Here is a 17323-nt window from a genome sequence, read left to right as displayed (position 1 = left end):
GGGCGGCACGGAAAAGGGAATTACTCGTAAATGTGCGGGGCCAGTGTCCCGATGAAGTCCAGGTTGCGGTACTTCTCGGCAAAGTCCAGGCCGTAGCCGACCACGAACTCGCTGGGGATCTCATAGCCGACGTACTTGACGTCGATCTCCACCTTGGCGGCATCCGGCTTGCGCAGCAGGGTGCAGATCTCCACCGACGCGGGGCCGCGCGAAATCAGGTTTGCCTTGAGCCAGGACAGCGTCAGCCCGGAGTCGATGATGTCCTCGACGATCAGCACGTGCTTGCCCATCAGGTCCGTTTCCAGGTCCTTGAGGATGCGCACCACTCCGGAGGACTGCGTGCCGGAACCGTAGGAGGACACCGCCATCCAGTCCATGGTGACGTGGCTGTGGAGGGCCCGGGAAAGATCGGCCATGACCATCACGGCACCCTTGAGCACCCCCACCAGCAAGACGTCGCGGCCCTCGTAGTCAGCGTCGATCAGTGCGGCCAGTTCGGCCACACGGCTTTGGATTTGTTCCTTGGTGTAAAGAACATGCTTGAGATCGGCCTGGACGTCTTGTGAATCCACCAATGTCTCCTGAAAGTAAAGGACTGTGTGACTGGTTGGGTGCAGCGGCGGCAGCGCCACTGCGCCGCGCCAGGTTACATGCTGCGTCTAAAGACTAGCTTCCCATAGCCCGGCCCGTCATGGGGAACGGCCTGGCTGCGGGAAATTCGCCAGGCGCCGACTTTCCCGGCCATTTGCACCGGCCCGGCGGAGCCCTTTCGCTCCAGCAGCGCCTCCGCCGCGCCCAGCCTCTCCTGGCTGGGCTGATACCCCCCAAGCACGACGACGGCCCTCGCCAACACCCTCATCCTCAGGGCCGGGGCGAGTGCCCGGAGCGCATCCTCGGGCAGGCTGACCTCGTCCGGCGTCTCCGCGCCGGGCGGCCCGGGCTGGGCGATCCGGGCAAATTCCTGGTCGGCGAGCCCGTCCAGGAAGTCGGCGTCGTGTCCGAGGATGCCTGCCGTGCGGGCCAGCGACTCGGTGACGCCGGGTCCCAGCTCGGCGGCCAGGAACGGCAGCACCGTGTGCCGGACCCGCACGCGCAGGTATGCGTCGTCGGAGTTGGCCGGGTCGTGCCAGGGTTCCAGGTCGAGCGCCCGGCATATGGCCAACGTCTCATCGCGGCGCAGCTGCAGGAACGGGCGGGCATACATCCCGCGGCGGGGGCGCATGCCGGCGAGCGAGCGGGTGCCCGAGCCACGGGCCAGGCCCAGGAGCACCGATTCGGCCTGGTCGTCCAGGGTGTGGCCCAGCAGCACCGTCTCCGCGCCCAGCTCCCGGGCCGCGGCGTCCAAGGCGGCAAAGCGGGCGGAGCGGGCGGCAGCCTCGGGCCCGCCGCCGTCGTGCGCAACATCCACCGTGCGTACCTGGACGGGCTCCAGGCCCAGGGCGCGCAGCTGTTCCGCGGTCCGTGCGGCCACGTCCGCGCTGCCCGGCTGCATCTGGTGGTCCACCACCACGGCGCCCGCGCGGATTTCCCCGCGGCCGGCAAAGAAGGCGGTGACGGCGGCCAGGGCCAGCGAGTCCGGGCCGCCGCTGCAGCCCACGAGCACCAGCGGCGGATGCTCCACCGGCCGGTGCCTGCCCGCGGTGGCCAGCCCGAGGAGCCCGGCCACCATGGCGCGCGCCTTGCCCACGGTGGGGTCCAGGCGCCGGCGCGGACGGGTGCTGCCGTCCGACACTTACAGGCCCATCCGCTCGACCCAGAGGCGGGCGTTGTGGATCTCCGGTTCGGTGGGCAGGTTTTCCGCGTGCGTCCAGACGGTGTTGAAGCCGTCCATGCCAGCGATGGCCACCACCTCGCGCACAAATTTGGCGCCGTCGCTGTATTGCCGCATTTTGGCGTCGAGCCCCAGAAGGTTCCGAATGAACTTCTCCATGGCGCCGCGGTCCTTGCCGCGGTTGTTGAAGCGCTGGCGGATGGTGCGCACCGTGGGCACGATCGAGGCGTCCACGCCGTCCATGACCACGTTGGCATGGCCCTCCAGGAGGCTCATGACGGCGGTGACATGGGAGAGCGCCGCCTTTTGTTCGGGGGTTTGAAGCAGGTCCAGGACGGCGCCCCGGCCGGGCGTGTCCGGCCCCGCTTCCTTCTTGCTGCCCAGCGACCTGACGGCCTGCAGCAGCCGCTCGCCGAGATGGTCGCTGTTCCCCACCAAAAGGCCGCCGAGCTTTTCAATCTCGGCCAGCATGTGGAGGCGCAGCCACGGCGCGGCAGCAAACTGCACGCGGTGGGTTTGTTCGTGCAGGCACACCCAGAGCCGGAAGTCGTCCGGGTCGACCTTGAGGTCGCGCTCCACCGTGAGGATGTTCGGCGCCACCAGCAGCAGCCGGCCGCCGCTGGCAGGCCGCGGCGCCGCGGCGTCGGACATTGCCGTGGGCACCGCCAGGGCGGCGAAGGGATCGTACTGGCCCAGGACCTTGCTGGAGAGAAAGGCCAGGACGGCGCCCAGCTGGGCGCCGGTGACCGTGGCTCCGGCGGCGGCGGCGTTCTTGCCGGCTGCGGCCTGCTTGGCGGCGAGCGCGGACATGATCGGATCCATCATGACGGCAAAGCTTTGCGTGTTGGCCTTGGCCCAGGAGGCCCGGTCCACCACCAGCACCTCGGAGTCGCGCAGGTCCCGGGCCGCTTCGAGCCTGCTGATCTCATGGACGTGCGGCACCGACTTCTCCGCCATGAGGCGCAGGTTTTCCACGGCGCGGCCAATTTCGGCGCCGTTGAGTGCGGGGCCGGCCGGGGCCAGGCCGGCCGCGGTCCTGGCGGCCAGCTCCCAGTTGACCAGGCTCGGGCGGTCGGCGGCCGGGGCGGGCGTGGCAGCCGGGCTGGGGGTGGCGGCCGGGTTGGGTGCGGCAGGTGCGGGTGTGCTTGGCTGTGCGCTGCGGTGCGGGCTCATGTCCACCATGAGATCACACTTCCCTGAGTCGAGGTTCGAGATAAACACCGCTCCGCTCGTCGAGGTTCGAGATAATCCCCACGCCCTCCCACCGCTCGCAGGCTCGCGGCGGGGCGGTCAGCTGTTGGCCAGGGCCGCCGCGGCGGCGTCGATGGCGGGCATGGCCGAGGCCGGGCCGCCGGCGAGCTTGTTGCCCATGATGGAAAATGCCAGCAGGCGCCCGTGGTGGTTGACCACGTAGCCGGACAGGGTGGACACCTGGTTCAAGGTGCCCGTCTTGGCGCGCACCAGGCCGGCCGCCTCCACCGTGCCGGGCTCGCCAAAGCGGCCGCCAAGGGTGCCCGTCAGTCCGGCGATGGGCAGGCCCTCCAACGCCTGCCCCGCGTCCGTACCCGCATGGTCCAGGAGATGGGAGACCACCTGCACCAGCTGGTGTGCGCTGATGAGGTCGGCCCCGGCCAGCCCGCAGTTGTCCACCGTGACGGCGCCCTGCAGCGGCAGGCCGAGGCGGGCCAGGACGCTGCGCACGGCCGCCACGGACCCCGCATTGTCCGCCTCCATCCCTTCCTTGACGGCCACGAGCCGGCCCATGACCTCGGCCAGATAGTTGTCCGATTCGGCCAGCAGATACTGCACCTGCCGGGCCAGGGTGGCGGAGCTGACGGACGCCAGGATGTGCGGTGTCGTGGCGGGGGCGGCGGTCCTGGTGATGGGACCGGCAACGTCGACCCCGGCATCCTTGAGGGCGGAGGCAAAGGAGAGGCCCACGGCCAGGGCGGGATCCTGCGGTCGCGGCCCGGGGGCATCGGCGGTGCTGGCGGAGAAACGCCCGGCATACAGTGCCATGGCCTGGATGGGCGCGATTTCCCCGGCGTCGACGTCCCCGGCGTCCCACTGCGGGTTCAGCGCGGAACCGGTGAACAGGTGGTCGTCGATGCGCAGGGACACCGGGCCCTTGACGCCGCCCGCGGCGAGGGCGGCCGCTGTCTGTGCCGCCAAGGTGGCGAGCCCCGCGTGGCCCATGACGGCGGAGGAGTCGCTGCTGCCAGCGGACAGCATGGCATCGCCGCCGCCCTTCAGCACCAGTTCGTTCGGCGTCTGACCCGCAACCACCGACGTTTTCAGCCGCGTGCCGGCACCCAGCGCCGTCAACGCGGCCGTGGCGGTGAGCAGCTTCAGGTTCGACGCAGGCGTGCGGGGGCTGTCGCCGTCGTTGCTGTACAGCACCCTGCCGCTCGAGGGGTCGGTGACGTAGGCGCTGAACTGACCGCCGGCCGCGAGTGCCAGGGCCCCGTCAAGGGCCGCACCGAGCTTTGCCACGTCCGGAAGCGGCGCCGAGGCGGACAGCGGGGTGATGCCGGTGACGGCGGAAAGCGCGGTGGGCGCCAGCTGCGCGGCAGGGGCCGCTGCCACCGTCTCCCCGGGCAGCAGGGCCGGAACCAGGTGCATGCCCGCGGGGACCGTCACCGCGGCGAGCGCCACAATGAGCAGGCCGCCCGTCAGAATTTTTGACGTGCGTCCCATATGGTGGCGTTTCCTTCATGGCTGTGCGGCCCGGCATTCAAGGCGCGCGGGCTGGTCTCGGGCCGCGCCGGATGGCACGGGCGGGAGGGGTCGGGGTTTCGAGAGCACGAAAACCGCCTATATCCTCATAGTAGATGTAATTTTACGCGATCGGCCGCGTCCGGCCGCGCCGTCCACATGATGAGGAGCACCCTATGAAGCACGACGTCACCATTGAGATCCCGCGCGGGTCCCGCGTGAAGTACGAGGTCGACCACGAGACCGGCCGCGTCCGCCTGGACCGTGTCCTGTTCACCTCCATGCAGTACCCCACCCACTACGGCTTCTTCGACAACACCCTGGGCGAGGACGGCGATCCGCTGGACGCCCTGGTGCTGCTGCAGGATTACGACCTGCACCCCGGCGTCGTGGTGGATGCCCGCCCCATCGCCGTGTTTAACATGACGGACGAGTCCGGCGGCGACGCCAAGGTCCTGTGCGTTGTTGACGACAAGAGGTTCGACCACATCCAGGAAATCTCCGACCTCGACGAGTTCCTGGTCAAGGAGATCGAGCACTTCTTCACCCGCTACAAGGACCTGGAGCCCGGCAAGTGGGTCAAGGCCGAGGGCTGGGCGGACCGCGCCGCGGCCGAGGCCGAGCTGGAAGCCTCGATCAAGCGCTTCGAGGCCGAGGGCCACTAGGAAGTTCGACGGCGGCGCCCGGTGGTTGAGCCTGTCGAAATCGAGGTCCCGACGCGCTCGCAAGGCTCGCTGCCCGAGCACCGGTTGCCTGGGTCTCGACAGGCCCGAGCACCGGTTGCCTGGGTCTCGACAGGCCCGAGCACCGCGGCCCGCCTCGCTACAAAAGGCTGCGCAGGACGGCGGCGGCGCCGTCCTCGTACACGGAGGCCGCGATCTCGTTGGCCGCGGCCAGGACGTCCGCGGCAGCCTGCCCCATGGCGACTCCCCGGCCGGCCCAGCGCAGCATTTCAATGTCGTTGGAGCCGTCGCCCACGGCGACCGTGCGTGCCGGCTCAATGCCCATCCCGGCGCGCAACTTTTCCAGCGCCGTGGCCTTGGTGACGCCGGCCGCGGCAATGTCCAGCCAGGCGCTCCACCCCACGGCGTACGTGACCCCGTGCAGCCCCGCGGCGGCGATGGCTGCGGAAAACTCCTCCGTGCTGGCCTCGGCACTGTTGACCACTACACGCACAGCGCGGGCATCCAGCAGGTGGTGGAAGTCCACGCCGCGGGCCTCGATGCCGAAGCTGGCGTCCTGGAAGCGGGACGTGGAGAGGAAATTCCCGTCCGCGTCCTCCAGGGCAAACCGGGCGCCCGGAATTTTGTCGCGCAGCGTGGTCAGCGCAGTCCGCGGGCTGAATGTGACCCGCTCAACGACCTCAAAGCCGTGTTCCAGGGAGGGGTCCAGACGGACGGTCACGCCGCCGTTGGAGCAGACCCCGTAGCCGCGGAGCAGGCCAATCCGCTCCACGACGGGGAGCATGGCGCCTAGGGACCGGCCGGTGGCGATCACTATCTCATGGCCGGCGTCCACCACGGCCGCGGCGGCGTCGCGGACGCTGCCGGTCATGTTTCCGTCATGGTCCACCAGGGTTCCGTCAACGTCCAGGGCCACCAGGTAGCGGTCCGTGTTTGCTGCAGGGGCCGGGGCTGCGATTTCCTGGTCATCGATGCCAGGTGCGGCTGTATGTGCTGTCATGGTCATGCTTCCAGTGAACCAGACGGTCCTGTCAGGCACCTAGGAACGGGCCCAGGTGGGCGGTGAACGCCGGGTGAACATTGAGTGAGCATGCCCGGCATTCGCGTCCAGGAGCTACAGGACCGGGAACACTTCCATGCCGCCCAGGTAAGGACGCAGCGCCGCGGGAACGGTGACGGAGCCGTCGGCGTTCTGGTGGTGTTCCAGGATGGCCACGATCCAGCGCGTCGTCGCCAGGGTGCCGTTCAGCGTTGCGACCGCGCGCGTCCCACCCTTGGTGCCGTCGTCGTTCGTGACACGCTCGCGGATGTTCAGGCGGCGCGCCTGGAAGGTGGTGCAGTTGGAAGTGGAGGTCAGCTCGCGGTAGCTGCTTTGCGTGGGAACCCAGGCCTCGCAGTCGAACTTGCGCGCGGCGGACATGCCCAAGTCGCCGGCCGCCGTGTCGATGACGCGGTACGGCAGCTCCACCTTCGCGAGCATTTCCTCTTCCCAGGCGAGCAGGCGCTGGTGTTCCTCGTCGGCCTTTTCCACCGTGGTGTAGACAAACATCTCCACCTTGTTGAACTGGTGGACGCGGATGATCCCGCGCGTGTCCTTGCCGTGCGATCCTGCCTCGCGGCGGTAGCAGGAGGACCAGCCCGCATAGCGGACGGGCTCGTTGACGTCGATGATCTCGTTGCCGTGGTAACCGGCCAGGGCCACCTCCGAGGTGCCCACCAGGTAAAGGTCATCGTCGGCCAGGCGGTAGATTTCGGCGTCGTGCTGGACGTCGAAGCCGGTGCCGGCCATGGTTTCGGGCAGCACCAGGGTGGGCGTGATCATGGGGACGAAGCCGGCCGCGATGGCCTGGTCCATGGCCATCTGCAGCAACGCCATCTCCAGCCGTGCCCCCACGCCCTTCAGGAAGTAAAAGCGGGATCCGGAGACCTTCGCGCCGCGTTCCATGTCAATGGCGCCTATCAACTCGCCGATCTCCAGGTGGTCGCGGGGCTCGAAGTCGGCGAATTCGCGTGGGGTGCCGACGGTCTTGACCGTGACAAAGTCGTCCTCGCCGCCTTCCGGGACGCCCTCGGCGACGAGGTTCGGCATGGCACGCACCAGGCGGTCAGCCTCCGCCGCCGCCGCATCCGCGGCGGCCGAGGCTGCCTTGACCCGCGCGGCCAGGTCCTTGACCTCGGCCAGCAGTGCCTGCTTCTCCTCGCCCTTGGCCTGGGCCACCTTCCTGCCGTACAGGTTTTGCTCGGCCCGCAGGCCCTCAAAGGAGCTGATCGAGGACTTGCGGGCTGCGTCGGCGGCAATGATGGAATCCACCACGGACGGCTCGGCTCCGCGGGCCGATTGGCTGGCACGGTATTTGGCGGGATTTTCGCAGAGGTCTCTAACATCGATCACGCCCTAAGCCTATCCAATCAAGACAAACCAAACGGCTAAGGTTAGAGAATCATGCCAACTGAAGTCCTCATCACCATCATCGCGGCCGCCGTGCTGCTCGCCGCCGGCTTCAGCTGGCTGGGGGTCCGCAAGCTCGCACAGAACCACACGCGCAGCGCCGTTGCCGAGTCCCCCCACAAGATCCATGCCGCCGCGCAGAAAGTGGCGTTCATCTACAACCCGACCAAGAGCGGGGCCGCCGCGGCCAAGACGCTGCTGCTGCGCTCCACCACGCTGGCAGGCTGGCCGGAGCCGCTGTTCCTGGAAACCACCGCCGCGGATCCCGGCCACGCCATGGCGCGCCAGGCGCTGGCTGCCAAGTCCGACGTCGTCGTCGTGGGCGGCGGGGACGGCACCGTGCGCGCTGTGGGCCAGGAAATGCGCCGCACCGAGGTGCCGCTGGCGGTGATCCCGCTGGGAACGGGGAACCTGCTGGCCAGGAACCTGGACCTGGACGTCAATGACGTGGCCGCGAACGTGCAGGTCGCCTTGTTTGGTCACCAGCGGCACATCGACGCCGGCCTGATGGAGATCGAGGACGCCGTCACCGGCGCCGCGTCGCAGCATTCGTTCATGGTCATCGCGGGGCTGGGAATGGATGCCGAGGTCATGAATGACACCAACTCCAAGCTCAAGGAATCGGTCGGCTGGCTGGCTTACAGCGAGGCGGGCCTGCGGCACATGGCCGGGCGGCGCAAGAAGGTCAGCATCGCCCTTGACAACCAGCCGGCCCAGCAGCGCAAAATCCGCTCCGTGCTGTTTGCCAACTGCGGGCTGCTGCCCGGCGGCATCGACTTTGTGCCGGCGGCGCTCATTGACGACGGCGTGCTGGACGTGGTGGTCATCAGCCCCCGGAGCGCGCTCGGATGGCTGGCCATGGCCGGCAAGATCCTGTTTCAGCACAAAAACCGGCTCCCCGTCATTGACTTTTACCGGTCCAAGAACCTGGTGATCCGCACCGTCATGCCCGTGGAGACCCAGGTGGACGGGGATCCATCCGGCACGGCCACGATGGTCAAGGTCAGCGTTGAACACAAGGCCGTGCTGGTCCGCGTGGCCGCGCCCAACAACCCGGCATAGGATTCGCCTGCCTCGGCGGTCGCGCCGGGCGCCGCGCCGGTCGCCGGCCTGGCACGCATGGCGCCCGGCCGGGCCCTAGTCGACGTCGTGGTGGTGCGACTGCTCCCTGATCAGCCGCTGTTCCTCGTCAAAGCGGAGCTCGTTCGCGTTGTCGCCTTCGTCCCCCACTGAGGTGTCGCGGCCTTCGTCCTTGCCGGGGTTGACGATCATGCCGTCCTCACTGCTGTCCTTGGTACCGTGCTTTTCCATGGCCGCCGGCCCCTTCCCGTTTTACTCTGGCCCCGCATGCTTGCCGGGTACCCACAGCATAGGCTTGCCGGGACCCGTCGGGAAGAACTCCGCGAGGGAGCAGCGGGTCACCCCAGCAGCATGTCAACCCAGGCCGCCGCTTCGTCGAAGGCGGTGTCGGCGTTGTACGGCCGGATGAGCGGCGGCTGCTGGTCCGCACGCGGATACGACCCCAGGAAGCGCATGTCCGGGCTGACACGGTGCAGGCCGCGCAGGGCGTCGGCCACACGGGCGTCGCGGATGTGGCCGTCCACGTCCACGCTGAAGATGTAGTGGCCCAGGAATTGGCCGGTGGGCCGCGACTCGATGCGGCTGAGGTTCACGCCGCGGCTGGCGAACTGCTCCAGGATCTCCATCAGGGCGCCGGGCCGGTCTTCCGGCAGCGGGATGGCCAGGGTGGTCTTGTCGGCCCCCGTGGGCGCGGGCAGCTCCCCCGGCTGGCCGATCAGGATGAAGCGGGTCACGGCGCCGATGTTGTCCTCGATGCCGGCCGCGAGGATGGACAGGCCGGTCTGTTCCGCCACGAGCGGCGCGCACACGGCCGCCTGGAAGGCGGCACCGCTGTCCAGAAGTTCATGGGCGGCGGCCGCCGTGGAGTTCGCCGGCACATGGACGGCGTCGGGCAGGTGGTCCTGGAACCAGTTCCGCGTCTGGGCCCAGGCGTGCGGGTGCGTCCCGACATGGGTGACGTCCGCCAGCGCCACGCCGGCCCGCGCGACCAGGACAAAGCTGACCGGCACCACCACCTCGTGCAGGATCCGCAGTTCGACGCCGTTGGAGATGGCGTCCAGCGTGGCCGGCACACCCCCCTCGATGGAATTTTCAATGGGCAGCATGGCCGCCCGGGCCCGGCCCGCCCGCACCTTGGCCAGCGCGTCGGCGGCATTGGTGGACGGCACCCGTTCCGCCGCCGCGGCCCCGGGCACCATCAGGAGCGCGGATTCCGTAAAGGTGCCGGCCGGCCCCAGAAAGGTGTAGGGCAGGCGGGAGGAGCCGGTCGCTGTGTTCATCGGGACATTCTGTTCATGGCTTGCCTGTCAGTTTCGGCAGATGTCAAAGGACGCGGGGCGTTTCGCCGTTTTCACTGGTCATGGGCCGGCCGGCCTCAAACCAGGCCCCCATGCCGCCCACCACGTTGAAGGCGCTGTACCCGTTCTCGGTCAGCCAGGTGGTGGCCCTGAAGGACCGCCCGCCGGTGCGGCAGATGACGTTCACGTCCTGATCGGGGTCAAGGTCCCCGAGGCGCTCGGGAAGCTGCTCCAGGGGGATGTGCAGGGCGCCGTCAATGTGCCCGGCCTGCCACTCATAATCCTCGCGGACATCCAAAATCACTGCGTCGCCGGGAAGCTCGTCCACGGTGACGTTCATGATGTCTGACATGGTCGTTACTCCTGAACCTAGGGTGCAATGCGTTTAAGCTTAATGGTCCGGGGCACGCCGCAATGTGACGGGAGCACGTCACAAATGCAAAAATTGGGCAAGTGAGCTTAAACAAGAGCCCGGCACCCGCTGCCGAGGCACCCCTGGACCACCGCGACAAATCGTTCCTTGGACAGCCCAAAATGCTGCTCAACCTCTTCAGCGTGGAGCTGTGGGAACGGTTCTCCTTCTACGGCATGCAGGGCATCCTCGCCTACTACATGTACTACTCCGTCACGAAGGGCGGACTAGGCATCGACGAGGGCACGGCGCTGGGCATTGTGGGCGCCTACGGCGGCGGCGTCTACCTCTCCACGATCCTCGGGGCCTGGGTGGCCGACCGCCTCATGGGATCCGAACGCGTCCTGTTCTACAGCGCCCTGACCATCATGGCCGGGCACCTGTCCCTGGCCTTGCTGCCCGGCGCCGCGGGACTGGCCACGGGTCTGATCCTCGTGGGCGTGGGCTCCGGCGGGCTGAAGGCCAACGCCACGTCGCTGGTGGGGACCCTGTACGCCAAGGAGGACGACCGCCGCGACGCCGGCTTCTCCATCTTCTACATGGGCATCAACATCGGCGGGCTGGTCGGTCCGCTCGTCACCGGCTGGCTGCAGGTCACGTGGGGCTTCCACGTCGGCTTCGCCGCCGCCGCCGTCGGCATGGCGCTGGGCCTGCTGCAGTACGGGCTGACGCGCAAAAACCTGCCGGACTCGGCGCACCGTGTGGCCAACCCGCTCCCGGCCACGAGCTATGGCAAGGCCGGCGCCCTGGCGGGGGCCGCCGTCGTGCTCATCATTGCCGCCGTGGCGCTGAAGCTGATCACCGCGGAGAACCTGAAGTGGGTGATCGTGGCGGTGGTCATCCTGGCCACCGTGGCCTACTTCGCCGTGATCCTGGCGAACAAGTCGCTGACCGGCACGGAGCGCAGCCGCGTGTATTCGTTCATGCCGCTGTTCCTGGCCAGCGCCGTGTTCTGGTCCCTGTTCCAGCAGCAGTTCACGGTGGTGGCCCTGTATGCGGACAAGCGCCTGGACCGGATGGTGTTTGGCTGGGAAATGCCGCCGAGCTGGGTCACCTCAATCAACCCGGTGTTCATCATTGTCTTTGCCGGCGTCTTTGCCGCCCTCTGGACCAAGTGGGGGGACCGCCAGCCCGGCACGCCCGTGAAGTTCGCCGTCGCCCTGGTGGTGATGGGCGCCGCCTACCTGGCGTTCATCCCGTTCGCCGGCATGGCGGCCGTGCCGATGCTGGCGATCGTGTTCATCCTGCTGCTGTTCACCGTTGCGGAGCTCATGCTCTCCCCCGTGGGCCTTTCCCTGGCCACGAAGCTGGCCCCGGCGGCGTACCGGACGCAGATGGTGGCCCTGTTCTTCCTGTCCGTCTCGCTCGGCACGGCCATGTCGGGCGTCCTCGCCCAGTGGTACGACCCGTCCAACGAATCCCCGTATTTCCTGGTCGTCGGCCTGGTGGCGATCGGCTTTGGCGTGCTGCTGCTCCTGGCCCACAAGCCGGTCAAGCGGCTCATGGCCGGCGTGCTGTAGGCGGACCTTAAGGCACGACGGCGGCACCTCCCCTGCGCGGATGCGTTGGGGAGGTGCCGCCGGACGTTAAGGGTCGGCGGCTACACCTTGGACAGCACCGACGCCCAGGCATTTGCCGTTCCCGTGGAGGTCTCGCTGAACGTGGCGGCGACGTATATGAAGAATGCGTAGATGCCCAGGTAGATCAGCAGGGCCAGATAGTTGGTGATCAGGCCCGTGATGGAGAAGGGCCGTCCCTGCGGGCTTTCCTTGGACAGGCCAATGTGGCCCAGGACCACCCCGACGACCTGGGGAACGATGAACCAGCCCACAACGAACAGGGACGACAGGCCGACGATCATGCTCGCCAGGCTCAGGCCCCGTGGTCCGCTGGAGTCCATGTAGCCGGGGCCGCCGGCGTACTCGATCGGCGCGCCGTACCGGCCGTACTGGGGCGCGCCGTACCGGCCGTACTGGGGCTGGCCATACCGGCCGGCTCCATAGTGAAGGTGCGCGGGGTCCGGCTGCTGCCCGGCGGGCGGGGCCACGTAGTCTGGTGGCGCAAATCCCGGGGGCGTTCCGGGATACGGCTGCGGATGGTCCGGCTGGTTCGACACGGCGGGCTCCTGCCATCTTGCGGCCCCCGTGGAGACGCATAAACTTATGGATTCTTGCTTTCCATCGTAGTCCAGCGGGCGCTCCCGGCCGTCGTGCGCCGGCTTTTACCGGCGTGCAGGGGGCGGCTGCGTCCATTCTGTGACAAATGGATGCGCCGGGACGGTCCGCTCTGTCATGCTGGGACCATGGCTAGCCGCGCGGGCACAGTTGCCCTTCCCCAGGACCTTGTTGACCTCACGGCGTTGTTGGACGCCTACTATGACATTTCGCCGGATCTGGCCGATCCGGGGCAGCGCGTGGCGTTCGGCACCTCCGGGCACCGCGGTTCGTCGTTGAAGGCCTCCTTCAACGAGGGCCACATCGCCGCCATCACCCAGGCCATCGTCGAGTACCGCGCGGGCCAGGGAATCACCGGTCCGCTGTTCATGGGCAAGGACACCCACGCGCTCAGCGAGCCGGCACAAAACACGGCCCTTGAGGTTCTGGCCGGCAACGGCGTCGAGGTGCTCATCGACGCCCGCCACGGCTTCACGCCCACGCCCGCCGTGTCCCACGCGATCCTCAGCTACAACGTGGGGCGCCGTGACGCCGTCGCGGACGGCATCGTGGTGACGCCTTCCCACAACCCGCCCGGCGACGGCGGCTTCAAGTACAACCCGCCGCATGGCGGGCCGGCCGATTCGGACGCGACAGGCTGGATCGCCAACCGGGCGAACCAGCTCCTGGAGGAGGGCCTGCGCGGCGTCCGGCGCGTGCCGCTGGCCGACGCCCTCGGCGCCGCCACCACAGGCAAGTTTGACTTCCTCTCCGGCTATGTCGACGACCTTCCCTCCGTCCTCGACCTGGACGCCATCCGCAGCGCGGGCGTGCGCATCGGCGCCGACCCCATGGGCGGGGCCTCCGTGGACTACTGGGGCGAGATCGGCGAGCGGCACCACCTCGACCTGACAGTGGTCAATCCCACCGTGGACCCGCAATGGGCGTTCATGACGCTGGACTGGGACGAGAAGATCCGCATGGACTGCTCCTCCCCCTCCGCCATGGCGTCGCTGATCAACAAGCTGCAGTCGGGCGCCCCGTATGACATCGCCACTGGGAACGACGCCGACGCCGACCGCCATGGCATCGTCACCCCGGACGCGGGGCTGATGAACCCAAACCACTATCTGGCGGTGGCCATCCAGTACCTGTACACGCACCGCCCGCAGTGGCCTGCCTCCGCCGGGGTTGGCAAGACGCTTGTCTCTTCCTCCATCATCGACCGGGTGGCCGCCGATCTTGGCCGCCAGCTGGTTGAGGTGCCCGTGGGCTTCAAGTGGTTTGTGCCCGGCCTGCTCTCCGGCGAGGGCGTCTTCGGCGGGGAGGAATCGGCGGGGGCCTCCTTCGTCAAGAAGGATGGCTCGGTCTGGACCACGGACAAGGACGGTATCCTGCTGGCCCTGCTGGCCTCGGAAATCACGGGCGTCACCGGCAAGTCGCCCTCCGAGCACTACGGGGAGCTGACCGCCCGCTTTGGGGCGCCGTCGTACGCGCGCATCGACGCGGCTGCCACCCGGGAGCAAAAGGCCGCGCTCGGCAAGCTTTCCGCCGCCGACGTCACCGCCACCACCCTGGCCGGCGAGGACATCACGGCGAAGCTGACGGAGGCCCCCGGCAACGGCGCGGCCATCGGCGGGCTGAAGGTCACCACGGACAGCGCCTGGTTCGCCGCCCGACCCTCCGGCACCGAGGACGTCTACAAGATCTACGCCGAATCCTTCAAGGGCCCGGAACACCTGGCGCAGGTCCAGGCCGAGGCGAAGGCCCTGGTCGACGGCGTCATCTCCTGACGCCGCTGTCGAGCCTGGCGGGTCCGGTGACAGCCGCCGGGTCCGCCGCCCGGCCTCCACATCGGAAATTGATGGTGCAGTTAATGCGAGCTGGCCGGTCCGGAACCCGCATGATCTGCACCATCAATCCGGCGCCCGGTCCGGAACCCTGCAGGCGACGGAGCCTAGTGATGCGCGCCGGGCTCGTGTTCGGCGTGGCCCACGGGCTCCACCTGGAACGTGGAGTGCTCGACGCTGACATCGAAGTGGCCGGCGACGCAGTGCTGGAGGGCGTCGAGCATGGAGGCGGCGTGGCCGTCGTGGAAGCATTCCTCGTCGACCACCACGTGCGCGGACAGCACCGGCAGGCCCGTGGCGATCTGGCTGGCGTGCAGGTCGTGGACCTCGCGGACGTGCTCGAGTTCCAGGATGTGCTCGCGCACCTTGGCCAGGTCCAGCCCGGCCGGCGTCGATTCGAGCAGGACACCGATGGTTTCCAGCAGCAGCTTGAGGGTGCGCGGCAGGATCAGCACGCCGATGAGCATGGCCACGACGGCATCTGCCTGCCTCCAGCCCGTGGCGGTAATGACGATTGCGGCCACGATGACGGCCACGGAGCCGAGGGCGTCGTTGAGCACCTCAAGGAAGGCCGCGCGCATGTTGAAGTTCCCGTTGCGCCCGCCCATCAGCACAAAAAGCGAGACCAGGTTGCCGGCCAGGCCGATGGCGCCGAACACCAGCATCTCCCGCGAGGCGATGTCCGCCGGATGGAACAGGCGCTGCACGCCTTCCACCAGGACCACCAGGCCAACGGCGAGGAGCACTGCGGCCTGCGCCGTTGCGGCCAGCACCTCCGCGCGGGCAAAGCCCCAGGTGCGCCGGTTCGTTGACGGCCGGGCCATCAGGCGCGCCGCAAGCAGGGCCATGGCGAGGCCGCCGGCGTCCGTCAGCACATGGGCGGAGTCGAAGAGCAGGGCCAGCGAGCCGGTCAGCATGGCGCCGACGACCTGAAAGACAAACACGGCCAGGGTCACGCCCAGTGCGACGGCGATGCGGCCCTGATGGGTTTGCCCGGGCGTCCCGCCGTGGCTGTGTCCGTGCGAGTGGTTGTGGCCTGACATGCCCCCATAGTACATCTGATTGTGAATCCATCATAAGGTGTACCATGTTGAGAATGAAGCCCATTAGCAACGCCGCGGTGCTGGCCAGGTTCGGCTATGCCATTTCCGATCCCACCAGGGCGCAGATCCTCATGGAGCTGGCCCACGCGCCGAACTACCCGGCGGCGCTGGCGGACAAGCTGGAAGTCTCCCGCCAGAGCATGTCCAACCACCTCTCCTGCCTGCGCGACTGCGGGCTGGCCGTGGCCGTCCAGGAGGGCCGCCGGTCCCGCTACGAGCTTGCCCACCCGGCGCTCGCCCACGCACTCAACGACCTGCTCGGCGTCGTGCTTCAAGCCAGCGAAGGACACCTGCCGCACCCCTGACCGGGCGCCCCCGGTCCCGCCACGGCCGTCCGGGCCGATATTCTTGTCCTTGGCCGGGCGCAGCGCCGGCGCACACATCACATGAATTCGGAAGGCACCGCCATGAGCCTGTTGGGCACCAAATGGACCATCCACGGAGATGGCAAGACCATCAAGCCGGGGCAGGTCGTCTCGCCGGGCGAGCGGCTGGCCTGGCCGCTCACCATCGGCATCGGCCTCCAGCACGTGGTGGCCATGTTCGGTGCCACCTTCCTGGTGCCCATCCTGACGGGCATGCCGCCCGCCACCACGCTCTTCTTCTCGGGCATCGGCACGCTGTTCTTCCTGCTCCTCACCCGTGGCCGCGTCCCCAGCTACCTGGGCTCCAGCTTTGCGTTCATCGCGCCGATCATGGCGTCACAAAAGGAATTCGGCGTGGGAGGGGCGCTGGGCGGGGTGGTGATGGCCGGCGTCGTGCTGGCCGTGATTGGGGTTCTGGTGCAGAAGTTCGGCGCCACCTGGATCAACCGGCTCATGCCCGCGCCCGTGACCGGCACCATTGTGGCGTTGATCGGGCTCAACCTGGCGCCGTCCGCCCAGGACAACTTCCTCAAGGCCCCCATCACGGCCCTGGTCACGCTGCTGGTGATCATCCTGGTGAGCGTGCTGTTCCGCGGCATCCTGGGCCGGCTGTCCATCCTGGTGGGGGTGGTGGCGGGATATGCCGTGGCGGTGCTGCGCGGCGAAGTGGACTTTTCCAAGATCCACGACGCCGGGTGGATCGGGCTGCCGTTCTTCCAGACGCCCACTTTCCACGTCGGCGTGATCGGGCTGTTCGTGCCGGTGGTGCTGGTGCTGGTGGCGGAAAACATCGGCCACGTGAAATCGGTGGCCCTGATGACCGGCAAGGACCTGGACCCCTATGCCGGGCGGGCGATTGTGGCCGACGGCATCGCCACAACCCTCGCCGGCCTCGGCGGCGGCTCCGGCACCACCACGTACGCGGAAAACATCGGCGTCATGGCGGCCACCAAGGTGTATTCCACGGCCGCCTACTACGTTGCGGCCTGCACGGCGCTGCTGTTGAGCTTCTTCCCGAAGTTCGGCGCACTGATCGCCACCGTGCCCGCGGGAGTCCTGGGAGGGGCCGCCACGCTGCTGTACGGCATGATCGGCGTTTTGGGCGTGCGGATCTGGGTGCAGAACAAGGTGGACTTCTCCAATACCATCAACCTGACAACGGCCGCCGTCGCGCTCATTGTGGGCGTGGCCGACTACACCTGGGCGGTGGGCAACCTCCAATTTGCCGGGATCGCGCTCGGCACGGCGGCGGCCCTGGTGGTCTACCACGGCATGACCGCGCTGGCGAAGTGGCGCGGCACCGCCGCCGACCCGCTGGAGCCCGAACGGGAACCCGCCGCGCACTGACCCCCTCGGTGAGGTTGGAGATAATCCCCGACTATGGTTGGTGGTTATCTCCAACCTCGACGGCGGCGGAGGGCGTCATCTCCAACCTCGACGGGGT

General features: G+C 68.3%; 17 protein-coding genes. 6 read left to right on the top strand and 11 right to left on the bottom strand.

Features of this window, described 5'->3' with window-relative positions:
* Positions 1 to 20: 20 nt before the first annotated feature.
* The 4 genes from hpt to dacB form a co-directional block, all read right to left on the bottom strand.
* Positions 21 to 572: a hypoxanthine phosphoribosyltransferase gene (gene hpt, locus DMB86_RS02925; protein ID WP_113716478.1), complete on the bottom strand. Its 552-nt coding sequence runs from the start codon at positions 570 to 572 to the stop codon at positions 21 to 23.
* A gap of 74 nt (positions 573 to 646) precedes the next feature.
* Positions 647 to 1669 (bottom strand): tRNA lysidine(34) synthetase TilS, encoded by a 1023-nt coding sequence (tilS, locus tag DMB86_RS02920; RefSeq protein ID WP_113719294.1) that lies wholly within the window; start codon positions 1667 to 1669, stop codon positions 647 to 649.
* 63 nt (positions 1670 to 1732) lie between these two features.
* Positions 1733 to 2944 carry a zinc-dependent metalloprotease gene (locus tag DMB86_RS02915; RefSeq protein ID WP_113719293.1) on the bottom strand — a complete coding sequence of 404 codons (1212 nt, stop codon included), beginning with the start codon at positions 2942 to 2944 and terminating at the stop codon, positions 1733 to 1735.
* A 117-nt stretch (positions 2945 to 3061) separates the two neighbouring features.
* A complete protein-coding gene (gene dacB / locus DMB86_RS02910; protein ID WP_113716477.1) occupies positions 3062 to 4468 on the bottom strand; it encodes a D-alanyl-D-alanine carboxypeptidase/D-alanyl-D-alanine endopeptidase in 1407 nt (468 codons plus the stop codon).
* 194 nt (positions 4469 to 4662) lie between these two features.
* Between dacB and DMB86_RS02905 the strand changes: the two genes are divergently transcribed.
* Complete coding sequence (locus DMB86_RS02905) at positions 4663 to 5151, top strand: inorganic diphosphatase (protein WP_113716476.1); 489 nt, start codon at positions 4663 to 4665, stop codon at positions 5149 to 5151.
* Between the two features lie 157 nt (positions 5152 to 5308).
* On the opposite strand, the gene DMB86_RS02900 is transcribed toward DMB86_RS02905, so the two are convergent.
* Together DMB86_RS02900 and serS are read right to left on the bottom strand one after the other, a co-directional pair.
* Positions 5309 to 6175, bottom strand: coding sequence for an HAD family hydrolase (locus DMB86_RS02900; RefSeq protein WP_113716475.1), 867 nt, complete (start codon positions 6173 to 6175; stop codon positions 5309 to 5311).
* A 108-nt stretch (positions 6176 to 6283) separates the two neighbouring features.
* Complete coding sequence (serS, locus tag DMB86_RS02895) at positions 6284 to 7561, bottom strand: serine--tRNA ligase (protein ID WP_113716474.1); 1278 nt, start codon at positions 7559 to 7561, stop codon at positions 6284 to 6286.
* A gap of 51 nt (positions 7562 to 7612) precedes the next feature.
* Here serS and DMB86_RS02890 point away from each other — a divergent pair, with 51 nt between their 5' ends.
* Positions 7613 to 8680, top strand: coding sequence for a diacylglycerol/lipid kinase family protein (locus DMB86_RS02890; RefSeq protein ID WP_113716473.1), 1068 nt, complete (start codon positions 7613 to 7615; stop codon positions 8678 to 8680).
* Positions 8681 to 8755: 75 nt separating this feature from the next.
* Here the strand turns inward: DMB86_RS02890 and DMB86_RS20480 are convergent, their stop codons facing one another.
* The 3 genes from DMB86_RS20480 to DMB86_RS02880 all read right to left on the bottom strand — a co-directional run bounded on the left by DMB86_RS20480 (position 8756) and on the right by DMB86_RS02880 (position 10348).
* Positions 8756 to 8929, bottom strand: a complete 174-nt coding sequence (locus DMB86_RS20480; protein ID WP_171814344.1) for a hypothetical protein — start codon at positions 8927 to 8929, stop codon at positions 8756 to 8758.
* A 107-nt stretch (positions 8930 to 9036) separates the two neighbouring features.
* Positions 9037 to 9978 carry a prephenate dehydratase gene (gene pheA / locus DMB86_RS02885; protein ID WP_113716472.1) on the bottom strand — a complete coding sequence of 314 codons (942 nt, stop codon included), beginning with the start codon at positions 9976 to 9978 and terminating at the stop codon, positions 9037 to 9039.
* Positions 9979 to 10021: 43 nt separating this feature from the next.
* Entirely contained in the window at positions 10022 to 10348 is a 327-nt protein-coding gene (locus tag DMB86_RS02880; RefSeq protein WP_113716471.1) for a rhodanese-like domain-containing protein, read from the bottom strand.
* A 182-nt stretch (positions 10349 to 10530) separates the two neighbouring features.
* Here DMB86_RS02880 and DMB86_RS02875 point away from each other — a divergent pair, with 182 nt between their 5' ends.
* The gene (locus DMB86_RS02875) at positions 10531 to 11928 is read left to right on the top strand and encodes a peptide MFS transporter (RefSeq protein WP_113719292.1); all 1398 of its coding nucleotides are present in this window, start codon (positions 10531 to 10533) and stop codon (positions 11926 to 11928) included.
* Positions 11929 to 12008: 80 nt separating this feature from the next.
* Here DMB86_RS02875 and DMB86_RS02870 read toward each other — a convergent pair whose 3' ends face one another.
* A complete protein-coding gene (locus DMB86_RS02870) occupies positions 12009 to 12524 on the bottom strand; it encodes a DUF4190 domain-containing protein (protein WP_113716470.1) in 516 nt (171 codons plus the stop codon).
* A gap of 186 nt (positions 12525 to 12710) precedes the next feature.
* Between DMB86_RS02870 and pgm the strand changes: the two genes are divergently transcribed.
* Positions 12711 to 14354, top strand: a complete 1644-nt coding sequence (gene pgm, locus DMB86_RS02865; RefSeq protein WP_113716469.1) for a phosphoglucomutase (alpha-D-glucose-1,6-bisphosphate-dependent) — start codon at positions 12711 to 12713, stop codon at positions 14352 to 14354.
* Positions 14355 to 14518: 164 nt separating this feature from the next.
* On the opposite strand, the gene DMB86_RS02860 is transcribed toward pgm, so the two are convergent.
* Complete coding sequence (locus DMB86_RS02860) at positions 14519 to 15454, bottom strand: cation diffusion facilitator family transporter (protein ID WP_113719291.1); 936 nt, start codon at positions 15452 to 15454, stop codon at positions 14519 to 14521.
* A 44-nt stretch (positions 15455 to 15498) separates the two neighbouring features.
* On the opposite strand from DMB86_RS02860, the gene DMB86_RS02855 reads away from it, so the two are divergent.
* Both DMB86_RS02855 and DMB86_RS02850 read left to right on the top strand, forming a co-directional pair.
* Entirely contained in the window at positions 15499 to 15819 is a 321-nt protein-coding gene (locus tag DMB86_RS02855; protein WP_418202298.1) for an ArsR/SmtB family transcription factor, read from the top strand.
* A gap of 102 nt (positions 15820 to 15921) precedes the next feature.
* Positions 15922 to 17226, top strand: coding sequence for a uracil-xanthine permease family protein (locus tag DMB86_RS02850; RefSeq protein WP_113716467.1), 1305 nt, complete (start codon positions 15922 to 15924; stop codon positions 17224 to 17226).
* The last annotated feature ends 97 nt before the right edge of the window (positions 17227 to 17323 follow it).

Source organism: Arthrobacter dokdonellae (assembly GCF_003268655.1).
Lineage (GTDB): Bacteria > Actinomycetota > Actinomycetes > Actinomycetales > Micrococcaceae > Specibacter > Specibacter dokdonellae.
Note: the sequence above shows the minus strand (reverse complement) of the source record. Positions and strands in the feature narration are given on the sequence as shown.

What these genes read in the sequence shown, in the direction of transcription:
- tilS (WP_113719294.1), bottom strand. Translation starts at nt 1,669, where the DNA reads ATGGTGGCCGGGCTCCTCGGGCTGGCCACCGCGGGCAGGCACCGGCCG.
- DMB86_RS02915 (WP_113719293.1), bottom strand. Translation starts at nt 2,944, where the DNA reads ATGAGCCCGCACCGCAGCGCACAGCCAAGCACACCCGCACCTGCCGCA.
- dacB (WP_113716477.1), bottom strand. Translation starts at nt 4,468, where the DNA reads ATGGGACGCACGTCAAAAATTCTGACGGGCGGCCTGCTCATTGTGGCG.
- DMB86_RS02905 (WP_113716476.1), top strand. Translation starts at nt 4,663, where the DNA reads ATGAAGCACGACGTCACCATTGAGATCCCGCGCGGGTCCCGCGTGAAG.
- DMB86_RS02900 (WP_113716475.1), bottom strand. Translation starts at nt 6,175, where the DNA reads ATGACCATGACAGCACATACAGCCGCACCTGGCATCGATGACCAGGAA.
- DMB86_RS02890 (WP_113716473.1), top strand. Translation starts at nt 7,613, where the DNA reads ATGCCAACTGAAGTCCTCATCACCATCATCGCGGCCGCCGTGCTGCTC.
- DMB86_RS20480 (WP_171814344.1), bottom strand. Translation starts at nt 8,929, where the DNA reads ATGGAAAAGCACGGTACCAAGGACAGCAGTGAGGACGGCATGATCGTC.
- pheA (WP_113716472.1), bottom strand. Translation starts at nt 9,978, where the DNA reads ATGAACACAGCGACCGGCTCCTCCCGCCTGCCCTACACCTTTCTGGGG.
- DMB86_RS02880 (WP_113716471.1), bottom strand. Translation starts at nt 10,348, where the DNA reads ATGTCAGACATCATGAACGTCACCGTGGACGAGCTTCCCGGCGACGCA.
- DMB86_RS02875 (WP_113719292.1), top strand. Translation starts at nt 10,531, where the DNA reads ATGCTGCTCAACCTCTTCAGCGTGGAGCTGTGGGAACGGTTCTCCTTC.
- pgm (WP_113716469.1), top strand. Translation starts at nt 12,711, where the DNA reads ATGGCTAGCCGCGCGGGCACAGTTGCCCTTCCCCAGGACCTTGTTGAC.
- DMB86_RS02860 (WP_113719291.1), bottom strand. Translation starts at nt 15,454, where the DNA reads ATGTCAGGCCACAACCACTCGCACGGACACAGCCACGGCGGGACGCCC.
- DMB86_RS02855 (WP_418202298.1), top strand. Translation starts at nt 15,499, where the DNA reads ATGTTGAGAATGAAGCCCATTAGCAACGCCGCGGTGCTGGCCAGGTTC.
- DMB86_RS02850 (WP_113716467.1), top strand. Translation starts at nt 15,922, where the DNA reads ATGAGCCTGTTGGGCACCAAATGGACCATCCACGGAGATGGCAAGACC.